Origin of the sequence: Staphylococcus sp. GDB20D11A, from assembly GCF_016893255.1 — a bacterium.
GTDB lineage: Bacteria > Bacillota > Bacilli > Staphylococcales > Staphylococcaceae > Staphylococcus > Staphylococcus aureus.
This window is the reverse complement of record NZ_JAFEPJ010000007.1, coordinates 1-19068: the sequence shown is the minus strand read 5'-3', so window position 1 is coordinate 19068 and position 19068 is coordinate 1. Positions and strand designations below refer to the sequence as shown.

Here is a 19068-nt window from a genome sequence, read left to right as displayed (position 1 = left end):
ATTAAAAAACAAATAATTGATTACAATGAATACCTAAATATTATACATTATTGAATTTTAAAAATAAATATCTTAGTTTCAAGACGGCGTTTTATACTGTAAAATGGTTATTAATGTAATAATTACGACTTTTATCATAAGTTAATAAAATTTGCGAAAGACGAAAGGTGAAGATCGAATGATACTTTTACAACTCAATCATATATCAAAATCGTTCGATGGTGAAGATATATTTACTGATGTTGATTTTGAAGTAAAAACTGGTGAACGAATTGGTATCGTAGGAAGAAATGGCGCCGGTAAATCAACATTGATGAAAATTATAGCTGGCATTGAAAACTATGATTCTGGAAATGTGTCAAAAATTAAAAACTTAAAACTAGGTTACTTAACTCAACAAATGACTTTAAATTCTAATGCAACAGTTTTTGAAGAAATGTCAAAACCATTTGAACATATTAAACGAATGGAAAGCTTAATCAAAGAAGAAACAGATTGGTTATCAAAACATGCAAATGATTACGATAGTGATACATATAAAACACATATGTCCCGTTATGAATCTTTATCGAATCAATTTGAACAATTAGAAGGATATCAATATGAAAGTAAAATTAAAACAGTACTTCACGGGTTAAATTTTAGTGAAGAAGATTTCAATAAACCTATCAATGATTTTAGCGGTGGCCAAAAAACACGTTTATCTTTAGCTCAAATGCTATTAAATGAACCTGATTTATTACTTTTAGATGAACCTACTAACCACTTAGATTTAGAAACGACAAAGTGGCTTGAAGATTATCTACGTTATTTTAAAGGTGCAATCGTCATCATCAGCCATGATCGTTACTTTTTAGATAAAATAGTTACTCAAATTTATGATGTGGCTTTAGGTGATGTCAAACGCTATGTTGGTAATTACGAGGAATTTATACAGCAACGGGATTTATATTATCAAAAACGAATGCAAGAATATGAAAGTCAACAAGCAGAAATAAAACGATTAGAAACTTTTGTTGAGAAAAATATTACCCGTGCTTCAACAAGTGGAATGGCAAAAAGTAGACGTAAGATTTTAGAAAAAATGGAACGCATTGATAAACCAATGTTAGATGCCAAAAGTGCAAATATTCAATTTGGTTTTGACCGGAATACAGGTAATGACGTCATGCATGTAAAAAATTTAGAAATCGGTTATCAAACTGCAATTACCAAACCTATCAGTATAGAGGTCTCTAAAGGCGATCATATAGCAATCATTGGGCCAAATGGTATTGGAAAATCGACCTTAATTAAAACTATTGCTAAACAACAAAAAGCGCTTAATGGCGATATTACTTTTGGCGCAAATTTACAAATTGGTTATTATGATCAAAAGCAAGCAGAATTTAAATCTAGTAAAACGATTTTAGATTATGTGTGGGATCAATATCCGTTAATGAATGAAAAAGATATTCGTGCAGTTCTTGGACGTTTCTTATTTGTACAAGACGATGTTAAAAAGATAATTAATGATTTATCTGGTGGTGAAAAAGCACGTTTACAACTAGCACTACTTATGTTGCAGCGTGACAATGTACTTATTTTAGATGAACCTACCAACCACCTCGATATAGATTCAAAAGAAATGTTAGAGCAAGCACTCCAACATTTTGAAGGAACAATACTATTTGTTTCCCATGATCGTTACTTTATTAACCAATTAGCAAACAAGGTATTTGATTTAACAATTGATGGCGGAAAGATGTATTTAGGAGATTATCAATATTACATTGAAAAAGTTGAGGAAGCGGAAGCGTTGAAAGCGCACCAAGAAGAACAGTCAGTTAACGTACAAGCACATGAAAAGTCTATGGAACAATCGTCGTATCATAACCAAAAAGAACAAAGACGTGAACAACGTAAACTTGAACGACAAATATCCGAGTGTGAAAATGAAATAGAAACTTTAGAGACTACTATCTTACAAATAGACGAGCAATTAACCCAACCAGAAGTTTATAACAATCCACAAAAAGCAAACGAATTAGCTATCCAAAAACAAGATAGCGAACAAAAATTAGAACACGCTATGTCTAAATGGGAAGAATTACAACAAAAACTATAAAAATATACATAACTCTAACTGTAAAATCGCTATAGTTAGAGTTATTTTTTTACAAATTTTAAATTTTTTTATTCACAATAAAAACGCTGATATTATAGCTATCCACAGAGTTATCCTAGTTATCCACAAGTAAATTAACACTAATCAACCATTCATTTTCTATTTTCCCACCTGATATCCACAATAAATGACGTTATCAACACCTTTTATCCACAAGTTATACACTTTTTGTTGATAAGTACGCATGTTCTCTATTGACATTGTTTTTATCAAAATTCATTGTTAAGACATTTTCTTTATGAAATAATAATAATATTGAAGTATATTTTTATTATTATTCAAAATAAATAAGGAGATAGTTATGAGCACAAATCAAACATTTTTAATATTTGTTATAGCAATTATTATACTTACATCTGTAATAGGAATTGTTGGACGATACATGAGTCGTCAACGTCTTTTTAAATCTATGGAAACATTATGGCAAACGATTTCTCCATTAGAGTCTTTTATCAGACCGAACTCACATTTCGACTATGAGTATAAGCTCTACAAGGATAAATTTGAATCACATTCATTAGTTGATGATAAAACTTGGTCCGATTTAAATATGAATGCAATCTTTCATAAGATGAATTATAATTTAACAGCTATTGGGGAAATGAAACTATATGCCTGTTTACGTGGAATGCTTTCAATTACGAACAAATCATTACTTAGTTTATTTAATGATAATGCTGAATTTAGAAAAAACGTAACATATCATTTAGCTTTGATTGGTAAAACTGTTTATCCAACATTTCCAGACCAAATCACACCGGTAAAACGTCATAATATATTGTTTCTATGCCCGTTTTTACCAGTTATCTCATTTGCAGTTATATTTATTAATTCACAAGTTGGTATTTTATTATTTCTTATGAGTTGCCTATTTAATATCATTTTATCTGCAACTTTAAAGCGTACATATGAGGATGACTTAAAGTCTATCTTTTATGCATCCAATGTTTTAAAACAAGGCTATACTATCTCAAAAATTAAACATGCTCCACAACCCGAAGTCAATTTTAAGCAATTTAGAACAGCACGTCATTTAACGAGTGTTTTAGCTGAAGTTAATGATGAAGATATCGGAGCTATGGTAATTAAACTAGTTAAACTTATTTTCATGCTTGATTATGTTTTATTCCATTCAATTCAAAAAAGCTATACAACACATATGAATGAGCTAAAAAATTGTTTCGATTACATAGCTGAATTAGATAATCATTATGCATTAGCAATGTATCGTAGAACGCTAGAATGCTATACTGAACCACAAATTGATGATTCAAATGATGGCATAGTATTCTCTGAGTTAACACATCCACTCATAGCAGATGCAGTAGCCAATGATTTCTCACTATCACAAAATATACTGTTAACTGGGTCTAATGCTTCGGGTAAATCAACATTTATGAAATCCATAGCAATAAACATTATTCTTGCATCGGCTATACAAACAGTTACCGCAAGCAAATTTGTATATCAACCTGGAATTGTGTTCACGTCAATGGCAAATGCCGATGATGTGTTATCAGGCGATAGTTATTTTATGGCTGAATTAAAATCTATTAAGCGTATTGTTGAAATTCCTGATAATCAAAAAATATACTGCTTTATCGATGAAATTTTTAAAGGTACCAACACAACTGAACGAATTGCCGCTTCAGAGTCAGTACTATCATTTTTACATGAAAAATCTAACTTTAGAGTTATTGCAGCAACACATGATATTGAGTTAGCTGAACTCTTAAAACAACGTTATGAAAATTATCACTTCAATGAGGTAATAGAAAATAATAACATCCATTTTGATTACAAAATTAAGCCTGGCAAAGCAAATACACGTAATGCCATCGAATTATTAAAAATCACTTCATTTCCAGCAAAAATATATGAACGAGCAAAAGATAATGTTTCCAATGGTTAGTATGAATCTTGAACATCAATCAATGTTCAAGTCGCAACATTGTTATATTGGCAGTCTTTGACTAAATGAAAATGCGCTTGTAATAAGTTTTTTCAATACTAGTCAGGGGCCCCAACATAGAAGCTGGCCGAAAGTCAGCTTACAATAATGTGCAAGTTGGGGTGGGGCCCCAACATAGAGAAATTGGAACACCAATTTCTACAGACAATGGAAGTTGGGGTGGGACCTCAACATAATAAATCATTAGTGGTTCTTTATCTTTTCTGTCTCAATCCCCTAATTGCAATATAAAAACGTCAGCTATCACATGACAGAAGACAGTGAACAGTTTCAATAATGTTCATCGTAATCATGTTAATAACTGACGTTTATTTTATTCTGCAGAATACTCTTCTAAATCTATATTGCTGTGCCCATTTAATGCTAAATCAGCAAATCGACCTTGCTGATACAAATAGTGGCCGGCAACGCCTATCATTGCAGCATTATCTGTGCATAATTTAGGACTTGGGATAGTTAATTGAATGTCATTGACTTTGCATTGATCCGCTAAAGATTGACGTAATCCTTTATTACTCGCCACGCCACCAGCAACAATTAATCGCTGAACACCATATTCTTTACAAGCTTGAATAGCTTTAAACGTAAGTACCTCTACAACACTATTTTGAAAGCTCGTTGCTACGTTAGCTTCAATGATTGGAATATTTTTTTGTCGTTGATTGTGAAGTTGATTGATTACGGCACTTTTCAACCCACTAAAACTAAAGTCATAACTATCTTTATCCAACCAAACGCGAGGGAATGAATAAGTATCTTCACCTTCAGCAGCCAACCGATCAACTTGTGGACCACCTGGATAATTTAAACCAATTGTTCGTGCCACTTTATCATAAGCCTCACCTACTGCGTCATCTCGTGTTTCACCAATGACTTCAAATGTTAAGTGATCTTTCATATAAACTAATTCAGTATGTCCACCTGAAACAATAAGTGCAATTAGCGGGAATGTTAATGGCTCTTCTATGTGATTAGCATATATATGTCCTGCAATATGATGAACTGGAATAAGTGGCTTATCGTAAGCAAATGCCAATGCTTTGGCTGCATTAACACCTATTAGTAACGCACCAATTAGTCCAGGACCTTCTGTAACCGCTATGGCATCAATATCTTCCATTGATACATCGGCATCCACTAGAGCCTCGTTTATTGTTGTTGTTATACCTTCAACGTGATGTCTACTTGCCACTTCGGGAACGACACCGCCAAATCGTTTATGACTTTCAATCTGACTTAAAACTGTATTTGATAAAATATCTCTGCCATTTTTTATAACACTAACGCTTGTTTCATCACAACTTGTTTCAACAGCTAGTATTAATATATCTTTAGTCATTTAAATTCACCCACATAACCATTGCGTCCTCACCTTCACCATAATAATTTTTACGTTTACCACCATATTGAAATCCTAAATTTTCATATACATGTTGCGCCACTTTATTATTAACTCTTACTTCTAAACTCATCACATCACAAGTGTGACTTGCATAGTTTATTCCGTATTTTAAAAGCATTTGACCTAAACCATAGCCTCTATAATTATCATCGATTGCAACTGTCGTAATTTGAGCTTGATCGATAACAATCCATAAACCTAAATAACCAATAATTTGTTGTTCAAATTCTAAGACAAAATATTTCGCAAAGTTATTTTGCTCTATTTCATGATAAAATGCGTCAATTGTCCAAGAACTATCATTGAAACTCCGACGCTCAATATCAAAGACTTGTGGCACATCTTCTTTGGTCATCTCTCTAATGTTTAATTGTTCTTTTGACTGTTGATCCAATTTCGTTCCGCCTCAGCTAATTTATGGTATTTAGGAGTAAATGTATGTACGTCTGAAGGTTTATCTATCAATTGATACATGACTGATGCATTTGGTAGCTGCGCAATCACATCACCTTGCAATTCATCTTGTAATTTTACAGTATCTTTCCCAATATAAATAAATGGTTGGTTTAAATCTTCTAAAAAAGCTCGCAATGCTTCTATCGACATATATTGATCTTCTAAAATAGTCACTAATTGACCATTTTGCCACTGGAATATGCCTGTATAAACTGCTTGTCGTCTTGCATCAAACACAGGAACCAATAATTTATCAGTATGATCGATTGTTGCTGCCAATGCCTTTAATGATGAAACACCATATAATTTAACATCTAACGCATACGCTAATGTTTTAGCAACAGTAACACCGATACGTAAGCCAGTATATGAACCAGGACCTTCAGCAACAATAATCGCATCTAATTGCTGTTTAGTTATTTTGCTCTGCTCAAACAGCTGACTAATCGCAGGCATTAATTGCACTGAATGATTTTGTTTAGAATCCGTAGTTATTTCAGCTAAAACTTCATCGTTTTGCATCAATGCTACTGATAATGGTTGATTCGATGTATCAATGAGCAGCGAATTCATGGATAATTGCCTCCTTAATTTGTTCATAATGTTCTCCTTGAGCGAACAACTCAATTTGTCTTGTATTTTCAGATATTGTTGAAATGTTAATAGATAAATGCGTCGCTGGAAGTAAATCTTTTATAAATTGACTCCATTCAATAACAGTAATTGCCTGATCTTCGAAAAATTCATCAAACCCTAAATCTTCATCAGAATCTTCTAAGCGATAACAATCCATATGATGCAATTTTAAATTTTTACCCCTATATGATTTAATGATGTTAAATGTCGGGGAATTAATCGTACGTCTTACACCAAGAGCTTTTCCTATAAATTGCGTTAACGTTGTTTTACCTGCTCCTAAATCTCCGTTAAGTAAAATCAAATCACCACTTTTCAATTGCTCAACTAAAAACATAGCAAATTGATTCATTTCATCTAAATTATTTATCTTTATCAATGTTGATTCTCCTATATTATGCTTTTCATTCATAAAAATGATTATCCATTGTTCAATCGTATCTAACTTTATATTTAACCTTTATATTGTAACAAATTTCAACTTAAATTTCTTATCTTTGAAACAGATTATCTCTTCAAAGTTAATTGTAAGAAAATTTAAAATATTTGTTGACATACTAAAGCAGATATAGTAAATTAAATTTATCAAATTTTTAGACAATTCTAACTATTAAAGTGATATATACCATTCACGGAAGGAGTATAATAAAATGCTTAATCAATATACTGAACATCAACCGACAACTTCAAATATTATTATTTTATTATACTCTTTAGGACTCGAACGTTAGTAAATATTTACTAAACGCTTTAAGTCCTATTTCTGTTTGAATGGGACTTGTAAACGTCCCAATAATATTGGGACGTTTTTTTATGTTTTATCTTTCAATTACTTATTTTTATTACTATAAAACATGATTAATCATTAAAATTTACGGGGGAATTTACTATGCGAAGCGACATGATCAAAAAAGGAGATCACCAAGCACCAGCAAGAAGTCTTTTACATGCCACGGGCGCGCTAAAAAGTCCAACTGATATGAACAAACCATTTGTAGCTATTTGTAACTCTTATATTGATATTGTTCCTGGACATGTTCACTTGAGAGAGCTTGCAGATATAGCTAAAGAAGCAATTAGAGAAGCCGGTGCCATTCCATTTGAATTCAATACAATTGGTGTTGATGATGGAATAGCTATGGGACATATCGGAATGCGATATTCTCTACCATCACGTGAAATTATTGCAGATGCAGCTGAAACTGTAATTAACGCTCATTGGTTTGACGGCGTATTTTACATTCCTAATTGTGACAAGATCACACCCGGTATGATTTTAGCAGCCATGAGGACAAACGTACCAGCTATCTTTTGCTCTGGTGGACCAATGAAAGCTGGCTTATCTGCACATGGTAAAGCATTAACACTTTCATCAATGTTTGAAGCTGTAGGTGCTTTTAAAGAAGGATCGATTTCTAAAGAAGAATTTTTAGATATGGAACAAAATGCCTGCCCTACTTGTGGTTCATGTGCTGGGATGTTTACCGCAAATTCAATGAACTGTTTGATGGAAGTTTTAGGTCTAGCATTACCATACAACGGTACTGCACTTGCAGTCAGTGATCAGCGACGCGAAATGATTCGTCAAGCAGCTTTTAAATTAGTTGAAAATATTAAAAATGACTTAAAACCACGTGATATCGTTACTCGCGAAGCAATTGATGATGCATTTGCACTTGATATGGCTATGGGTGGTTCAACAAACACGGTACTGCATACGTTAGCCATTGCCAATGAAGCTGGTATTGATTATGACTTAGAGCGCATTAATGCTATTGCCAAACGCACGCCATATTTATCAAAAATAGCACCTAGTTCATCGTATTCAATGCATGATGTGCATGAAGCTGGTGGCGTCCCAGCAATTATTAATGAATTGATGAAGAAAGATGGCACGTTACACCCAGATAGAATCACAGTTACTGGCAAAACGTTACGTGAAAATAACGAAGGCAAAGAAATTAAGAACTTTGATGTCATTCACCCTCTTGATGCACCATATGATGCACAAGGTGGTTTATCTATCTTATTTGGTAATATCGCCCCTAAAGGCGCAGTTATTAAAGTTGGCGGCGTTGATCCATCTATCAAAACATTTACTGGGAAAGCAATTTGTTTCAATTCGCATGATGAAGCTGTTGAAGCAATAGACAATCGTACCGTTCGTGCAGGCCACGTCGTTGTCATTAGATATGAAGGACCTAAAGGTGGACCAGGTATGCCTGAAATGTTAGCACCTACTTCCTCAATTGTAGGTCGTGGCTTAGGTAAAGATGTTGCATTAATTACTGATGGTCGTTTTTCCGGTGCCACAAGAGGTATTGCAGTTGGTCATATTTCCCCTGAAGCTGCATCTGGTGGACCAATTGCCTTAATTGAAGATGGAGATGAGATTACTATTGACTTAACAAATCGTACATTAAACGTAAACCAGCCTGAAGATGTTCTGGCGCGTCGCCGAGAATCTTTAACACCATTTAAAGCGAAAGTAAAAACAGGTTATCTAGCTCGTTATACTGCCCTAGTAACTAGCGCAAATACAGGTGGCGTCATGCAAGTGCCTGAGAATTTAATTTAATTTATTTTTATATTGGAGATGGTTAAAATGTCTAAAACTCAACATGAAGTAAACCAAAATATTGACCCTTTAAAAATGGCTGAATCACTTGAACCTGAACAACTAAATGAAAAAACTTTAAATGACATGCGTTCAGGATCAGAAGTGCTAGTAGAAGCTCTACTTAAAGAAAATGTGGATTATTTATTCGGTTATCCTGGTGGTGCCGTACTACCTTTATACGACACATTTTATGATGGTAAAATCAAACATATTTTAGCAAGACACGAACAAGGTGCTGTTCATGCTGCAGAAGGTTATGCACGTGTATCTGGTAAAACTGGCGTCGTTGTAGTTACAAGCGGTCCAGGTGCAACAAATGTAATGACAGGTATTACGGATGCACATTGCGACTCTTTACCTCTAGTTGTATTCACTGGACAAGTTGCTACACCAGGTATTGGTAAAGATGCATTCCAAGAAGCGGATATTCTATCTATGACTTCACCAATTACAAAACAAAATTATCAAGTGAAACGTGTTGAAGATATCCCTAAAATCGTACACGAAGCTTTCCATGTAGCTAATTCTGGACGCAAAGGTCCTGTAGTGATTGATTTTCCAAAAGATATGGGTGTTTTAGCTACAAATGTGGATTTATGCGACGAAATCAATATTCCAGGTTATGAAGTTGTTACAGAACCAGAAAATAAAGACATTGACACTTTCATCTCAATTTTAAAAGAAGCGAAAAAGCCTGTCGTATTAGCCGGCGCAGGTATTAATCAATCAAAATCAAATCAATTATTAACACAGTTTGTTAATAAACATCAAATCCCAACTGTTACTACTTTACTAGGTCTAGGTGCTGTACCTTATGAGGATACACTATTTTTAGGTATGGGAGGTATGCATGGTTCTTATGCTAGTAACATGGCATTAACTGAGTGTGATTTACTCATTAATTTAGGTAGCCGCTTCGATGATAGATTAGCAAGCAAACCTGATGCCTTTGCACCTAACGCCAAAATTGTACATGTAGATATTGACCCTTCAGAAATTAATAAAGTTATTCATGTAGATTTAGGTATTATTGCAGACTGTAAACGATTTTTAGAATGTTTAAATGATAAAAATGTTGAGACTGTAGAACACAGTGACTGGGTTAAACATTGTCAAAATAATAAGCAGAAACACCCATTTAAACTTGGTGAAGAAGATCAAGTATTTTGTAAGCCACAACAAACAATCGAATATATCGGCAAAATTACAAATGGTGAAGCAATTGTTACTACAGACGTGGGACAACATCAAATGTGGGCAGCTCAATTTTATCCATTTAAAAATCACGGACAATGGGTTACAAGCGGTGGTTTAGGAACAATGGGATTCGGTATTCCTTCGTCAATTGGTGCCAAATTAGCTAATCCTGATAAAACAGTCGTATGTTTCGTCGGTGACGGTGGTTTCCAAATGACAAACCAAGAAATGGCACTATTACCCGAATATGGTTTAGATGTCAAAATCGTACTAATCAATAATGGAACATTAGGTATGGTTAAACAATGGCAAGATAAGTTCTTTAATCAACGCTTCTCACACTCAGTATTTAATGGTCAACCTGATTTTATGAAAATGGCAGAAGCATATGGCGTCAAAGGTTTCTTAATCGATAAGCCAGAACAACTGGAAGAACAATTAGATGCAGCGTTTGCTTATCAAGGACCAGCTTTAATTGAGGTTCGTATTTCCCCTACTGAAGCTGTAAACCCAATGGTTCCGAGTGGCAAATCAAATCATGAAATGGAGGGCTTATAATGACAAGAATTCTTAAATTACAAGTTGCGGATCAAGTCAGCACGCTAAATCGAATTACAAGTGCTTTTGTTCGCCTACAATATAATATCGATACATTACATGTTACACATTCTGAACAACCCGGGATTTCTAACATGGAAATTCAAGTCGATATTCAAGATGATACATCACTTCATATTTTAATAAAAAAATTAAAACAACAAATTAATGTTTTAACGATTGAATGCTACGACCTTGTTGATAACGAAGCTTAATTTTAAGACAAAGGCAATGATGCGCTAATTAGTTATAGATATATCATAGGCTGCTAGTTAACATCTGCCACTATTACAAAGTTATATTTCAGAATTTTCGAAAAACAAAACATTTAATTATTTGGAGGAATTTATTATGACAACAGTTTATTATGATCAAGATGTAAAAACGGACGCTTTACAAGGCAAAAAAATTGCAGTAGTAGGTTATGGATCACAAGGCCACGCGCATGCACAAAACTTAAAAGACAATGGATATGATGTTGTCATCGGTATTCGACTAGGTCGTTCTTTTGACAAAGCTAAAGAAGATGGATTTGATGTGTTCCCTGTTGCAGAAGCAGTTAAGCAAGCTGATGTAATTATGGTGCTATTACCTGATGAAATTCAAGGTGATGTATATAAAAACGAAATTGAACCAAATTTAGAAAAACATAATGCGCTTGCATTTGCTCATGGCTTTAACATTCATTTTGGTGTTATTCAACCACCCGCTGATGTTGATGTATTTTTAGTAGCTCCTAAAGGACCGGGTCATTTAGTTAGACGTACATTTGTTGAAGGTTCTGCTGTACCATCACTATTTGGTATTCAACAAGACGCTTCAGGTCAAGCACGTAATATTGCTTTAAGTTATGCAAAAGGTATTGGTGCAACTCGTGCAGGTGTTATTGAAACAACATTTAAAGAAGAAACAGAGACAGATTTATTTGGTGAACAAGCAGTACTTTGCGGTGGTGTATCGAAATTAATTCAAAGTGGCTTTGAAACATTAGTAGAAGCGGGTTATCAACCAGAATTAGCTTATTTTGAAGTATTACATGAAATGAAATTAATCGTTGATTTGATGTATGAAGGCGGTATGGAAAATGTACGTTACTCAATTTCAAATACTGCTGAATTTGGTGACTATGTTTCAGGACCACGTGTTATCACACCAGATGTTAAAGAAAATATGAAAGCTGTATTAACTGATATCCAAAATGGTAACTTCAGTAATCGCTTTATCGAAGACAATAAAAATGGATTCAAAGAATTTTATAAATTACGCGAAGAACAACATGGTCATCAAATTGAAAAAGTTGGTCGTGAATTACGCGAAATGATGCCTTTTATTAAATCTAAAAGCATTGAAAAATAAGATAGACCTACAATGAGGAGTTGTTAAATATGAGTAGTCATATTCAAATTTTTGATACGACACTAAGAGATGGTGAACAAACACCAGGAGTGAATTTTACTTTTGATGAACGCTTGCGTATTGCATTGCAATTAGAAAAATGGGGTGTAGATGTTATTGAAGCTGGATTTCCTGCTTCAAGTACAGGTAGCTTTAAATCTGTTCAAGCAATTGCACAAACATTAACAACAACGGCTGTATGTGGTTTAGCTAGATGTAAAAAATCTGACATCGATGCTGTATATGAAGCAACAAAAGATGCAGCGAAGCCGGTCGTGCATGTTTTTATAGCAACATCACCTATTCATCTTGAACATAAACTTAAAATGTCTCAAGAAGACGTTTTAGCATCTATTAAAGAACATGTCACATACGCGAAACAATTATTTGACGTTGTTCAATTTTCACCTGAAGATGCAACGCGTACTGAATTACCATTCTTAGTGAAATGTGTACAAACTGCCGTTGACGCTGGAGCTACAGTTATTAATATTCCTGATACAGTCGGCTACAGTTACCATGATGAATATGCACATATTTTCAAAACCTTAACAGAATCTGTAACATCTTCAAATGAAATTATTTATAGTGCTCATTGCCATGACGATTTAGGAATGGCTGTTTCAAATAGTTTAGCTGCAATTGAAGGCGGTGCGAGACGAATTGAAGGCACTGTAAATGGTATTGGTGAACGAGCAGGTAATGCAGCACTTGAAGAAGTCGCGCTTGCACTATATGTTCGAAATGATCATTATGGTGCTCAAACTGCCCTTAATCTCGAAGAAACTAAAAAAACATCGGATTTAATTTCAAGATATGCAGGTATTCGAGTGCCTAGAAATAAAGCAATTGTTGGCCAAAATGCATTTAGTCATGAATCAGGTATTCACCAAGATGGCGTATTAAAACATCGTGAAACATATGAAATTATGACACCTCAACTTGTTGGTGTAAGCACGACTGAACTTCCATTAGGAAAATTATCTGGTAAACACGCCTTCTCAGAGAAGTTAAAAGCATTAGGTTATGACATTGATAAAGAAGCGCAAATAGATTTATTTAAACAATTCAAGGCCATTGCGGACAAAAAGAAATCTGTTTCAGATAGAGATATTCATGCGATTATTCAAGGTTCTGAGCATGAGCATCAAGCACTTTATAAATTGGAAACACTGCAACTACAATATGTCTCTAGCGGCCTTCAAAGTGCTGTTGTTGTTGTTAAAGATAAAGAGGGTCATATTTACCAGGATTCAAGTATTGGTACTGGTTCAATCGTAGCAATTTACAATGCAGTTGATCGTATTTTCCAAAAAGAAACAGAATTAATTGATTATCGTATTAATTCTGTCACTGAAGGTACTGATGCCCAAGCAGAAGTACATGTAAATTTATTGATTGAAGGTAAGACTGTCAATGGATTTGGTATTGATCATGATATTTTACAAGCCTCTTGTAAAGCATACGTAGAAGCACATGCTAAATTTGCAGCTGAAAATGTTGAAAAGGTAGGTAATTAATTATGACTTATAACATTGTTGCCCTACCTGGTGATGGAATCGGCCCAGAAATTTTGAACGGATCTCTATCATTGCTTGAAATTATAAGTAATAAATATAACTTTAATTATCAAATAGAGCACCACGAATTTGGTGGTGCCTCTATTGATACATTCGGCGAGCCTTTAACTGAGAAAACCTTAAATGCGTGTAAAAGAGCAGATGCTATTTTACTGGGTGCAATCGGTGGACCTAACTGGACAGATCCTAACAATCGACCAGAACAAGGATTATTAAAATTACGTAAATCATTAAATTTATTTGCAAATATACGCCCCACTACCGTTGTCAAAGGCGCTAGTTCTTTATCACCTTTAAAGGAAGAACGCGTTGAAGGCACAGATTTAGTTATAGTCCGTGAATTGACAAGTGGTATTTATTTTGGAGAACCTAGACATTTTAATAATCACGAGGCCTTAGATTCTCTTACTTATACAAGAGAAGAAATAGAACGCATTGTTCACGTAGCATTTAAATTGGCCGCTTCAAGACGAGGAAAACTAACATCAGTTGATAAAGAAAATGTATTAGCTTCTAGTAAATTGTGGCGCAAAGTCGTAAATGAAGTGAGTCAATTATATCCAGAAGTAACAGTAAATCACTTACTTGTTGATGCTTGTAGTATGCATTTAATCACAAATCCAAAACAATTTGACGTCATCGTTTGTGAAAACTTATTTGGTGATATTTTAAGTGATGAAGCTTCAGTGATTCCTGGTTCACTTGGTTTATCACCTTCTGCTAGTTTTAGTAACGATGGTCCAAGATTGTATGAGCCTATTCATGGATCAGCACCAGATATTGCAGGTAAAAACGTTGCCAATCCATTTGGAATGATTCTATCTTTAGCGATGTGTTTACGTGAAAGCTTAAATCAACCAGATGCTGCAGATGAATTAGAACAACATATTTTTAACATGATTGAACATGGGCAAACGACAGCAGATTTAGGCGGCAAACTGAATACTACTGATATTTTCGAAATTCTATCTCAAAAATTGAATAACTAAGGGGGAGATGTAAATGGGTCAAACATTATTTGACAAGGTGTGGAACAGACATGTGTTATACGGAAAATTGGGCGAACCGCAACTATTATACATTGATTTACACCTTATACATGAAGTTACTTCTCCTCAAGCATTTGAAGGACTTAGGCTTCAAAACAGAAAATTAAGACGCCCAGATTTAACATTTGCAACACTCGATCACAATGTTCCTACTATTGATATTTTCAATATTAAAGATGAAATTGCAAACAAACAAATCACAACATTACAAAAAAACGCCATAGATTTTGGGGTGCATATTTTTGATATGGGTTCTGATGAACAAGGTATTGTTCACATGGTAGGACCTGAGACAGGACTTACACAGCCTGGCAAAACAATCGTTTGCGGTGACTCTCACACAGCAACACATGGAGCATTTGGTGCTATTGCATTTGGAATTGGAACAAGTGAAGTTGAACATGTTTTCGCAACTCAAACGCTATGGCAAACAAAACCCAAAAACTTAAAAATCGATATTAATGGTACCTTACCAACAGGCGTCTATGCTAAGGACATTATTCTGCATTTAATTAAAACGTATGGTGTTGACTTTGGTACAGGCTATGCTTTGGAATTTACTGGCGAAACAATTAAAAACCTTTCAATGGACGGTCGAATGACTATTTGTAACATGGCTATCGAAGGTGGTGCCAAATACGGCATAATCCAACCTGATGATATAACATTTGAATATGTTAAAGGGAGACCATTTGCCGATAACTTCGCTAAATCAGTTGATAAGTGGCGTGAGCTATATTCTGATGACGACGCGATATTTGATCGTGTAATTGAACTTGATGTTTCAACATTAGAACCACAAGTGACATGGGGAACTAATCCTGAAATGGGTGTTAATTTCAGTGAACCATTCCCTGAAATCAGTGATATCAACGATCAACGTGCGTATGATTATATGGGGTTAGAACCAGGACAAAAAGCTGAAGATATCGATTTAGGGTATGTTTTCCTCGGTTCATGTACAAATGCTAGACTATCAGATTTGATTGAAGCTAGTCATATTGTTAAAGGAAATAAAGTTCACCCAAATATTACAGCTATTGTCGTACCAGGTTCTCGTACAGTAAAAAAAGAAGCTGAAAAATTAGGTCTAGATACTATTTTTAAAAATGCAGGATTTGAATGGCGTGAACCAGGATGTTCAATGTGTTTAGGCATGAATCCTGACCAAGTACCTGAGGGTGTACATTGTGCATCTACAAGTAATCGAAACTTCGAAGGACGACAAGGCAAAGGTGCTAGAACACATTTAGTATCCCCTGCTATGGCAGCAGCAGCAGCTATTCATGGTAAATTTGTGGACGTAAGAAAGGTGGTTGTTTAAATGGCAGCAATCAAACCTATTACAACATATAAAGGTAAAATAGTCCCTCTTTTCAACGACAATATCGATACAGACCAAATCATTCCTAAGGTACACTTAAAGCGTATTTCAAAAAGTGGCTTTGGTCCATTTGCTTTTGATGAATGGCGGTACTTACCTGATGGTTCAGATAATCCTGATTTCAATCCAAATAAGCCTCAATATAAAGGTGCATCCATATTAATTACTGGAGATAATTTTGGATGTGGTTCAAGTCGTGAACATGCAGCTTGGGCACTTAAGGACTATGGCTTTCATATTATTATTGCAGGAAGTTTCAGTGACATTTTTTATATGAATTGTACAAAAAATGCAATGTTACCAATTGTTTTAGAAAAAAATGCACGTGAACATCTTGCGAAATATGTTGAAATTGAGGTCGATTTACCAAATCAAACTGTGTCATCACCAGACAAGAGTTTCCATTTTGAAATTGATGAAACTTGGAAGAATAAACTTGTAAATGGCTTAGATGACATTGCAATCACCCTACAATATGAATCATTAATAGAAAAATATGAAAAATCACTTTAAGGGAGTTGAATATTATGACAGTCAAAACAACAGTTTCTACGAAAGATATCGATGAAGCATTTTTAAGACTTAAAGATATTGTCAAAGAAACACCTTTACAATTAGACCATTACTTATCTCAAAAGTATGATTGTAAAGTATATTTAAAACGAGAAGATTTACAATGGGTACGTTCTTTTAAATTAAGAGGTGCTTACAACGCTATTTCTGTTTTATCAGATGAAGCTAAAAGTAAAGGTATTACATGTGCGAGTGCAGGTAATCATGCTCAAGGTGTTGCCTATACAGCTAAAAAACTTAATTTAAACGCTGTTATCTTTATGCCAGTCACTACACCTTTACAAAAGGTAAATCAAGTAAAGTTCTTTGGAAATAGTAACGTTGAAGTTGTACTCACTGGTGATACATTTGATCACTGTTTAGCTGAAGCTTTAACTTATACAAGTGAACATCAAATGAACTTTATAGATCCATTCAATAATGTTCATACAATTTCTGGACAAGGTACGCTTGCTAAAGAAATGCTAGAACAAGCAAAGTCTGACAATGTTAACTTTGATTATCTATTTGCCGCAATTGGTGGTGGCGGTTTAATTTCAGGTATTAGTACCTATTTTAAATCCTATTCTCCCAACACAAAAATTATCGGAGTTGAACCTTCAGGTGCTAGTAGTATGTATGAATCTGTTGTCGTAAATAATCAGGTTATCACATTACCTAATATCGATAAATTTGTCGATGGAGCTTCTGTAGCCAGAGTTGGCGATATTACTTTTGAAATTGCCAAAAAAAATGTAGATAACTACGTACAAGTAGATGAAGGTGCTGTATGTTCAACAATTTTGGATATGTATTCAAAACAAGCAATAGTAGCAGAACCCGCTGGCGCTTTAAGTGTAAGTGCGCTTGAAAACTATAAAGATCATATTAAAGGTAAAACAGTGGTTTGTGTCATTAGTGGTGGTAATAATGATATTAATCGAATGAAAGAAATTGAAGAACGTTCATTACTATACGAAGAAATGAAGCATTACTTTATCTTAAATTTCCCTCAACGTCCAGGTGCATTGAGAGAATTTGTAAATGACGTGTTAGGACCTCAAGACGATATTACTAAATTTGAATACTTAAAAAAATCTTCTCAAAATACAGGTACTGTCATTATTGGTATTCAACTTAAAGATCATGATGATTTAATACAACTCAAACAACGTGTAAATCATTTCGATCCTTCCAATATTTATATTAATGAAAATAAGATGTTATATTCATTGTTAATTTAACACATATTAAGAAAAGCAGTCATAAATTGATTTCTAATTGAAATCATCTTATGACTGCTTTTTATTATGCTTTACATTATTGAGGTTGCACGCTTTGTATACCATCGTATATTTCTTTGAGCCTTAAATCTTCTTTGTCTTTACTTTTTTACTATGTAACTTTAGACATAAAAAAAGAGACCTTGCGGTCTCAACTTGCCTGGCAACGTTCTACTCTAGCGGAACGTAAGTTGGCTACCATCGTCGCTAAGAACCTTTCTTGACTTGTGACAATCGCTTGCTTCTTTCCTCTTCTTCGGCTCTCGCTTACTCATTTAGCTCTACTAAACTCGTTGCGCTCTTTTCTCGTTTCGTCAGATTCAAACGTTTTCACTTCGCCAAGCCATTTTTCTTTGTGTTAACTTTTTACTATGTAACTTTAGACATAAAAAAAAAGACCTTGCGGTCTCAATGCGGCTCATCGCATCCATTTTTTGCCTGGCAACGTTCTACTCTAGCGGAACGTAAGTTGGCTACCATCGTCGCTAAAGACCTTTCTTGACTTGTGACAATCGCTTGCTTCTTTCCTCTTCTTCGGCTCTCGCTTACTCATTTAGCTCTACTAAACTCGTTGCGCTCTTTTCTCGTTTCGTCAGATTCAAACGTTTTCACTTCGCCAAGCCATCTTTCTTTGTGTTTGCTTTTTACTATGTAACTTTAGACATAAAAAAAAAAGACCTTGCGGTCTCAATGCGGCTCATCGCATCCATTTTTTGCCTGGCAACGTTCTAATCTAGCGTAACGTAAGATAGCTACCATCGTCGCTAAGAACCTATAT

17 protein-coding genes are annotated in these 19068 nt (G+C 34.5%); 12 read left to right on the top strand and 5 right to left on the bottom strand.

From position 1 onward, the window contains the following. The first annotated feature begins 178 nt into the window (after positions 1-178). Positions 179-2107, top strand: a complete 1929-nt coding sequence (locus JV528_RS05215) for an ABC-F family ATP-binding cassette domain-containing protein (RefSeq protein WP_000602047.1) — start codon at positions 179-181, stop codon at positions 2105-2107. Between the two features lie 159 nt (positions 2108-2266). Here JV528_RS05215 and JV528_RS05210 read toward each other — a convergent pair whose 3' ends face one another. Next, the gene (locus JV528_RS05210; RefSeq protein ID WP_072491852.1) at positions 2267-2380 is read right to left on the bottom strand and encodes a hypothetical protein; all 114 of its coding nucleotides are present in this window, start codon (positions 2378-2380) and stop codon (positions 2267-2269) included. A gap of 88 nt (positions 2381-2468) precedes the next feature. Here JV528_RS05210 and JV528_RS05205 point away from each other — a divergent pair, with 88 nt between their 5' ends. After that, positions 2469-4079, top strand: coding sequence for a MutS family DNA mismatch repair protein (locus JV528_RS05205; RefSeq protein WP_000106305.1), 1611 nt, complete (start codon positions 2469-2471; stop codon positions 4077-4079). Positions 4080-4452: 373 nt separating this feature from the next. On the opposite strand, the gene tsaD is transcribed toward JV528_RS05205, so the two are convergent. From tsaD to tsaE, 4 genes are read right to left on the bottom strand one after another with little or no spacing between them, the layout of a single operon-like run. Further along, positions 4453-5478, bottom strand: a complete 1026-nt coding sequence (gene tsaD / locus JV528_RS05200) for a tRNA (adenosine(37)-N6)-threonylcarbamoyltransferase complex transferase subunit TsaD (protein ID WP_000159047.1) — start codon at positions 5476-5478, stop codon at positions 4453-4455. Beyond that, the gene (gene rimI, locus JV528_RS05195) at positions 5471-5935 is read right to left on the bottom strand and encodes a ribosomal protein S18-alanine N-acetyltransferase (protein ID WP_000372755.1); all 465 of its coding nucleotides are present in this window, start codon (positions 5933-5935) and stop codon (positions 5471-5473) included. The genes tsaD and rimI overlap by 8 nt, the downstream gene beginning before the upstream one ends. Beyond that, entirely contained in the window at positions 5908-6570 is a 663-nt protein-coding gene (gene tsaB / locus JV528_RS05190; RefSeq protein ID WP_001086751.1) for a tRNA (adenosine(37)-N6)-threonylcarbamoyltransferase complex dimerization subunit type 1 TsaB, read from the bottom strand. The genes rimI and tsaB overlap by 28 nt, the downstream gene beginning before the upstream one ends. Continuing rightward, entirely contained in the window at positions 6551-7012 is a 462-nt protein-coding gene (gene tsaE / locus JV528_RS05185; RefSeq protein WP_000590805.1) for a tRNA (adenosine(37)-N6)-threonylcarbamoyltransferase complex ATPase subunit type 1 TsaE, read from the bottom strand. Before tsaE ends, tsaB begins: the two co-directional genes overlap by 20 nt. A 37-nt stretch (positions 7013-7049) precedes the next feature. Between tsaE and JV528_RS05180 the strand changes: the two genes are divergently transcribed. The 10 genes from JV528_RS05180 (at position 7050) to ilvA (ending at position 18251) form a co-directional block, all read left to right on the top strand. Further along, positions 7050-7205 carry a hypothetical protein gene (locus tag JV528_RS05180; protein WP_001791591.1) on the top strand — a complete coding sequence of 52 codons (156 nt, stop codon included), beginning with the start codon at positions 7050-7052 and terminating at the stop codon, positions 7203-7205. A gap of 317 nt (positions 7206-7522) precedes the next feature. Next, complete coding sequence (gene ilvD / locus JV528_RS05175) at positions 7523-9211, top strand: dihydroxy-acid dehydratase (protein ID WP_001255780.1); 1689 nt, start codon at positions 7523-7525, stop codon at positions 9209-9211. Between the two features lie 27 nt (positions 9212-9238). Continuing rightward, positions 9239-11008 carry a biosynthetic-type acetolactate synthase large subunit gene (gene ilvB / locus JV528_RS05170; protein ID WP_065315612.1) on the top strand — a complete coding sequence of 590 codons (1770 nt, stop codon included), beginning with the start codon at positions 9239-9241 and terminating at the stop codon, positions 11006-11008. After that, positions 11008-11262, top strand: a complete 255-nt coding sequence (locus tag JV528_RS05165) for an ACT domain-containing protein (RefSeq protein ID WP_000196910.1) — start codon at positions 11008-11010, stop codon at positions 11260-11262. Before ilvB ends, JV528_RS05165 begins: the two co-directional genes overlap by 1 nt. 136 nt (positions 11263-11398) lie before the next feature. Then, positions 11399-12403 (top strand): ketol-acid reductoisomerase, encoded by a 1005-nt coding sequence (gene ilvC / locus JV528_RS05160; protein ID WP_239469941.1) that lies wholly within the window; start codon positions 11399-11401, stop codon positions 12401-12403. A gap of 29 nt (positions 12404-12432) precedes the next feature. Continuing rightward, complete coding sequence (locus JV528_RS05155) at positions 12433-13962, top strand: 2-isopropylmalate synthase (protein WP_000094576.1); 1530 nt, start codon at positions 12433-12435, stop codon at positions 13960-13962. A gap of 2 nt (positions 13963-13964) precedes the next feature. Beyond that, entirely contained in the window at positions 13965-15011 is a 1047-nt protein-coding gene (gene leuB, locus JV528_RS05150; protein WP_065315611.1) for a 3-isopropylmalate dehydrogenase, read from the top strand. Between the two features lie 13 nt (positions 15012-15024). Next, positions 15025-16395: a 3-isopropylmalate dehydratase large subunit gene (leuC, locus tag JV528_RS05145; RefSeq protein ID WP_000531828.1), complete on the top strand. Its 1371-nt coding sequence runs from the start codon at positions 15025-15027 to the stop codon at positions 16393-16395. Then, complete coding sequence (leuD, locus tag JV528_RS05140; protein ID WP_000718949.1) at positions 16396-16968, top strand: 3-isopropylmalate dehydratase small subunit; 573 nt, start codon at positions 16396-16398, stop codon at positions 16966-16968. Between the two features lie 14 nt (positions 16969-16982). After that, positions 16983-18251 (top strand): threonine ammonia-lyase IlvA, encoded by a 1269-nt coding sequence (gene ilvA / locus JV528_RS05135; protein ID WP_000216850.1) that lies wholly within the window; start codon positions 16983-16985, stop codon positions 18249-18251. Positions 18252-19068 lie beyond the last annotated feature (817 nt).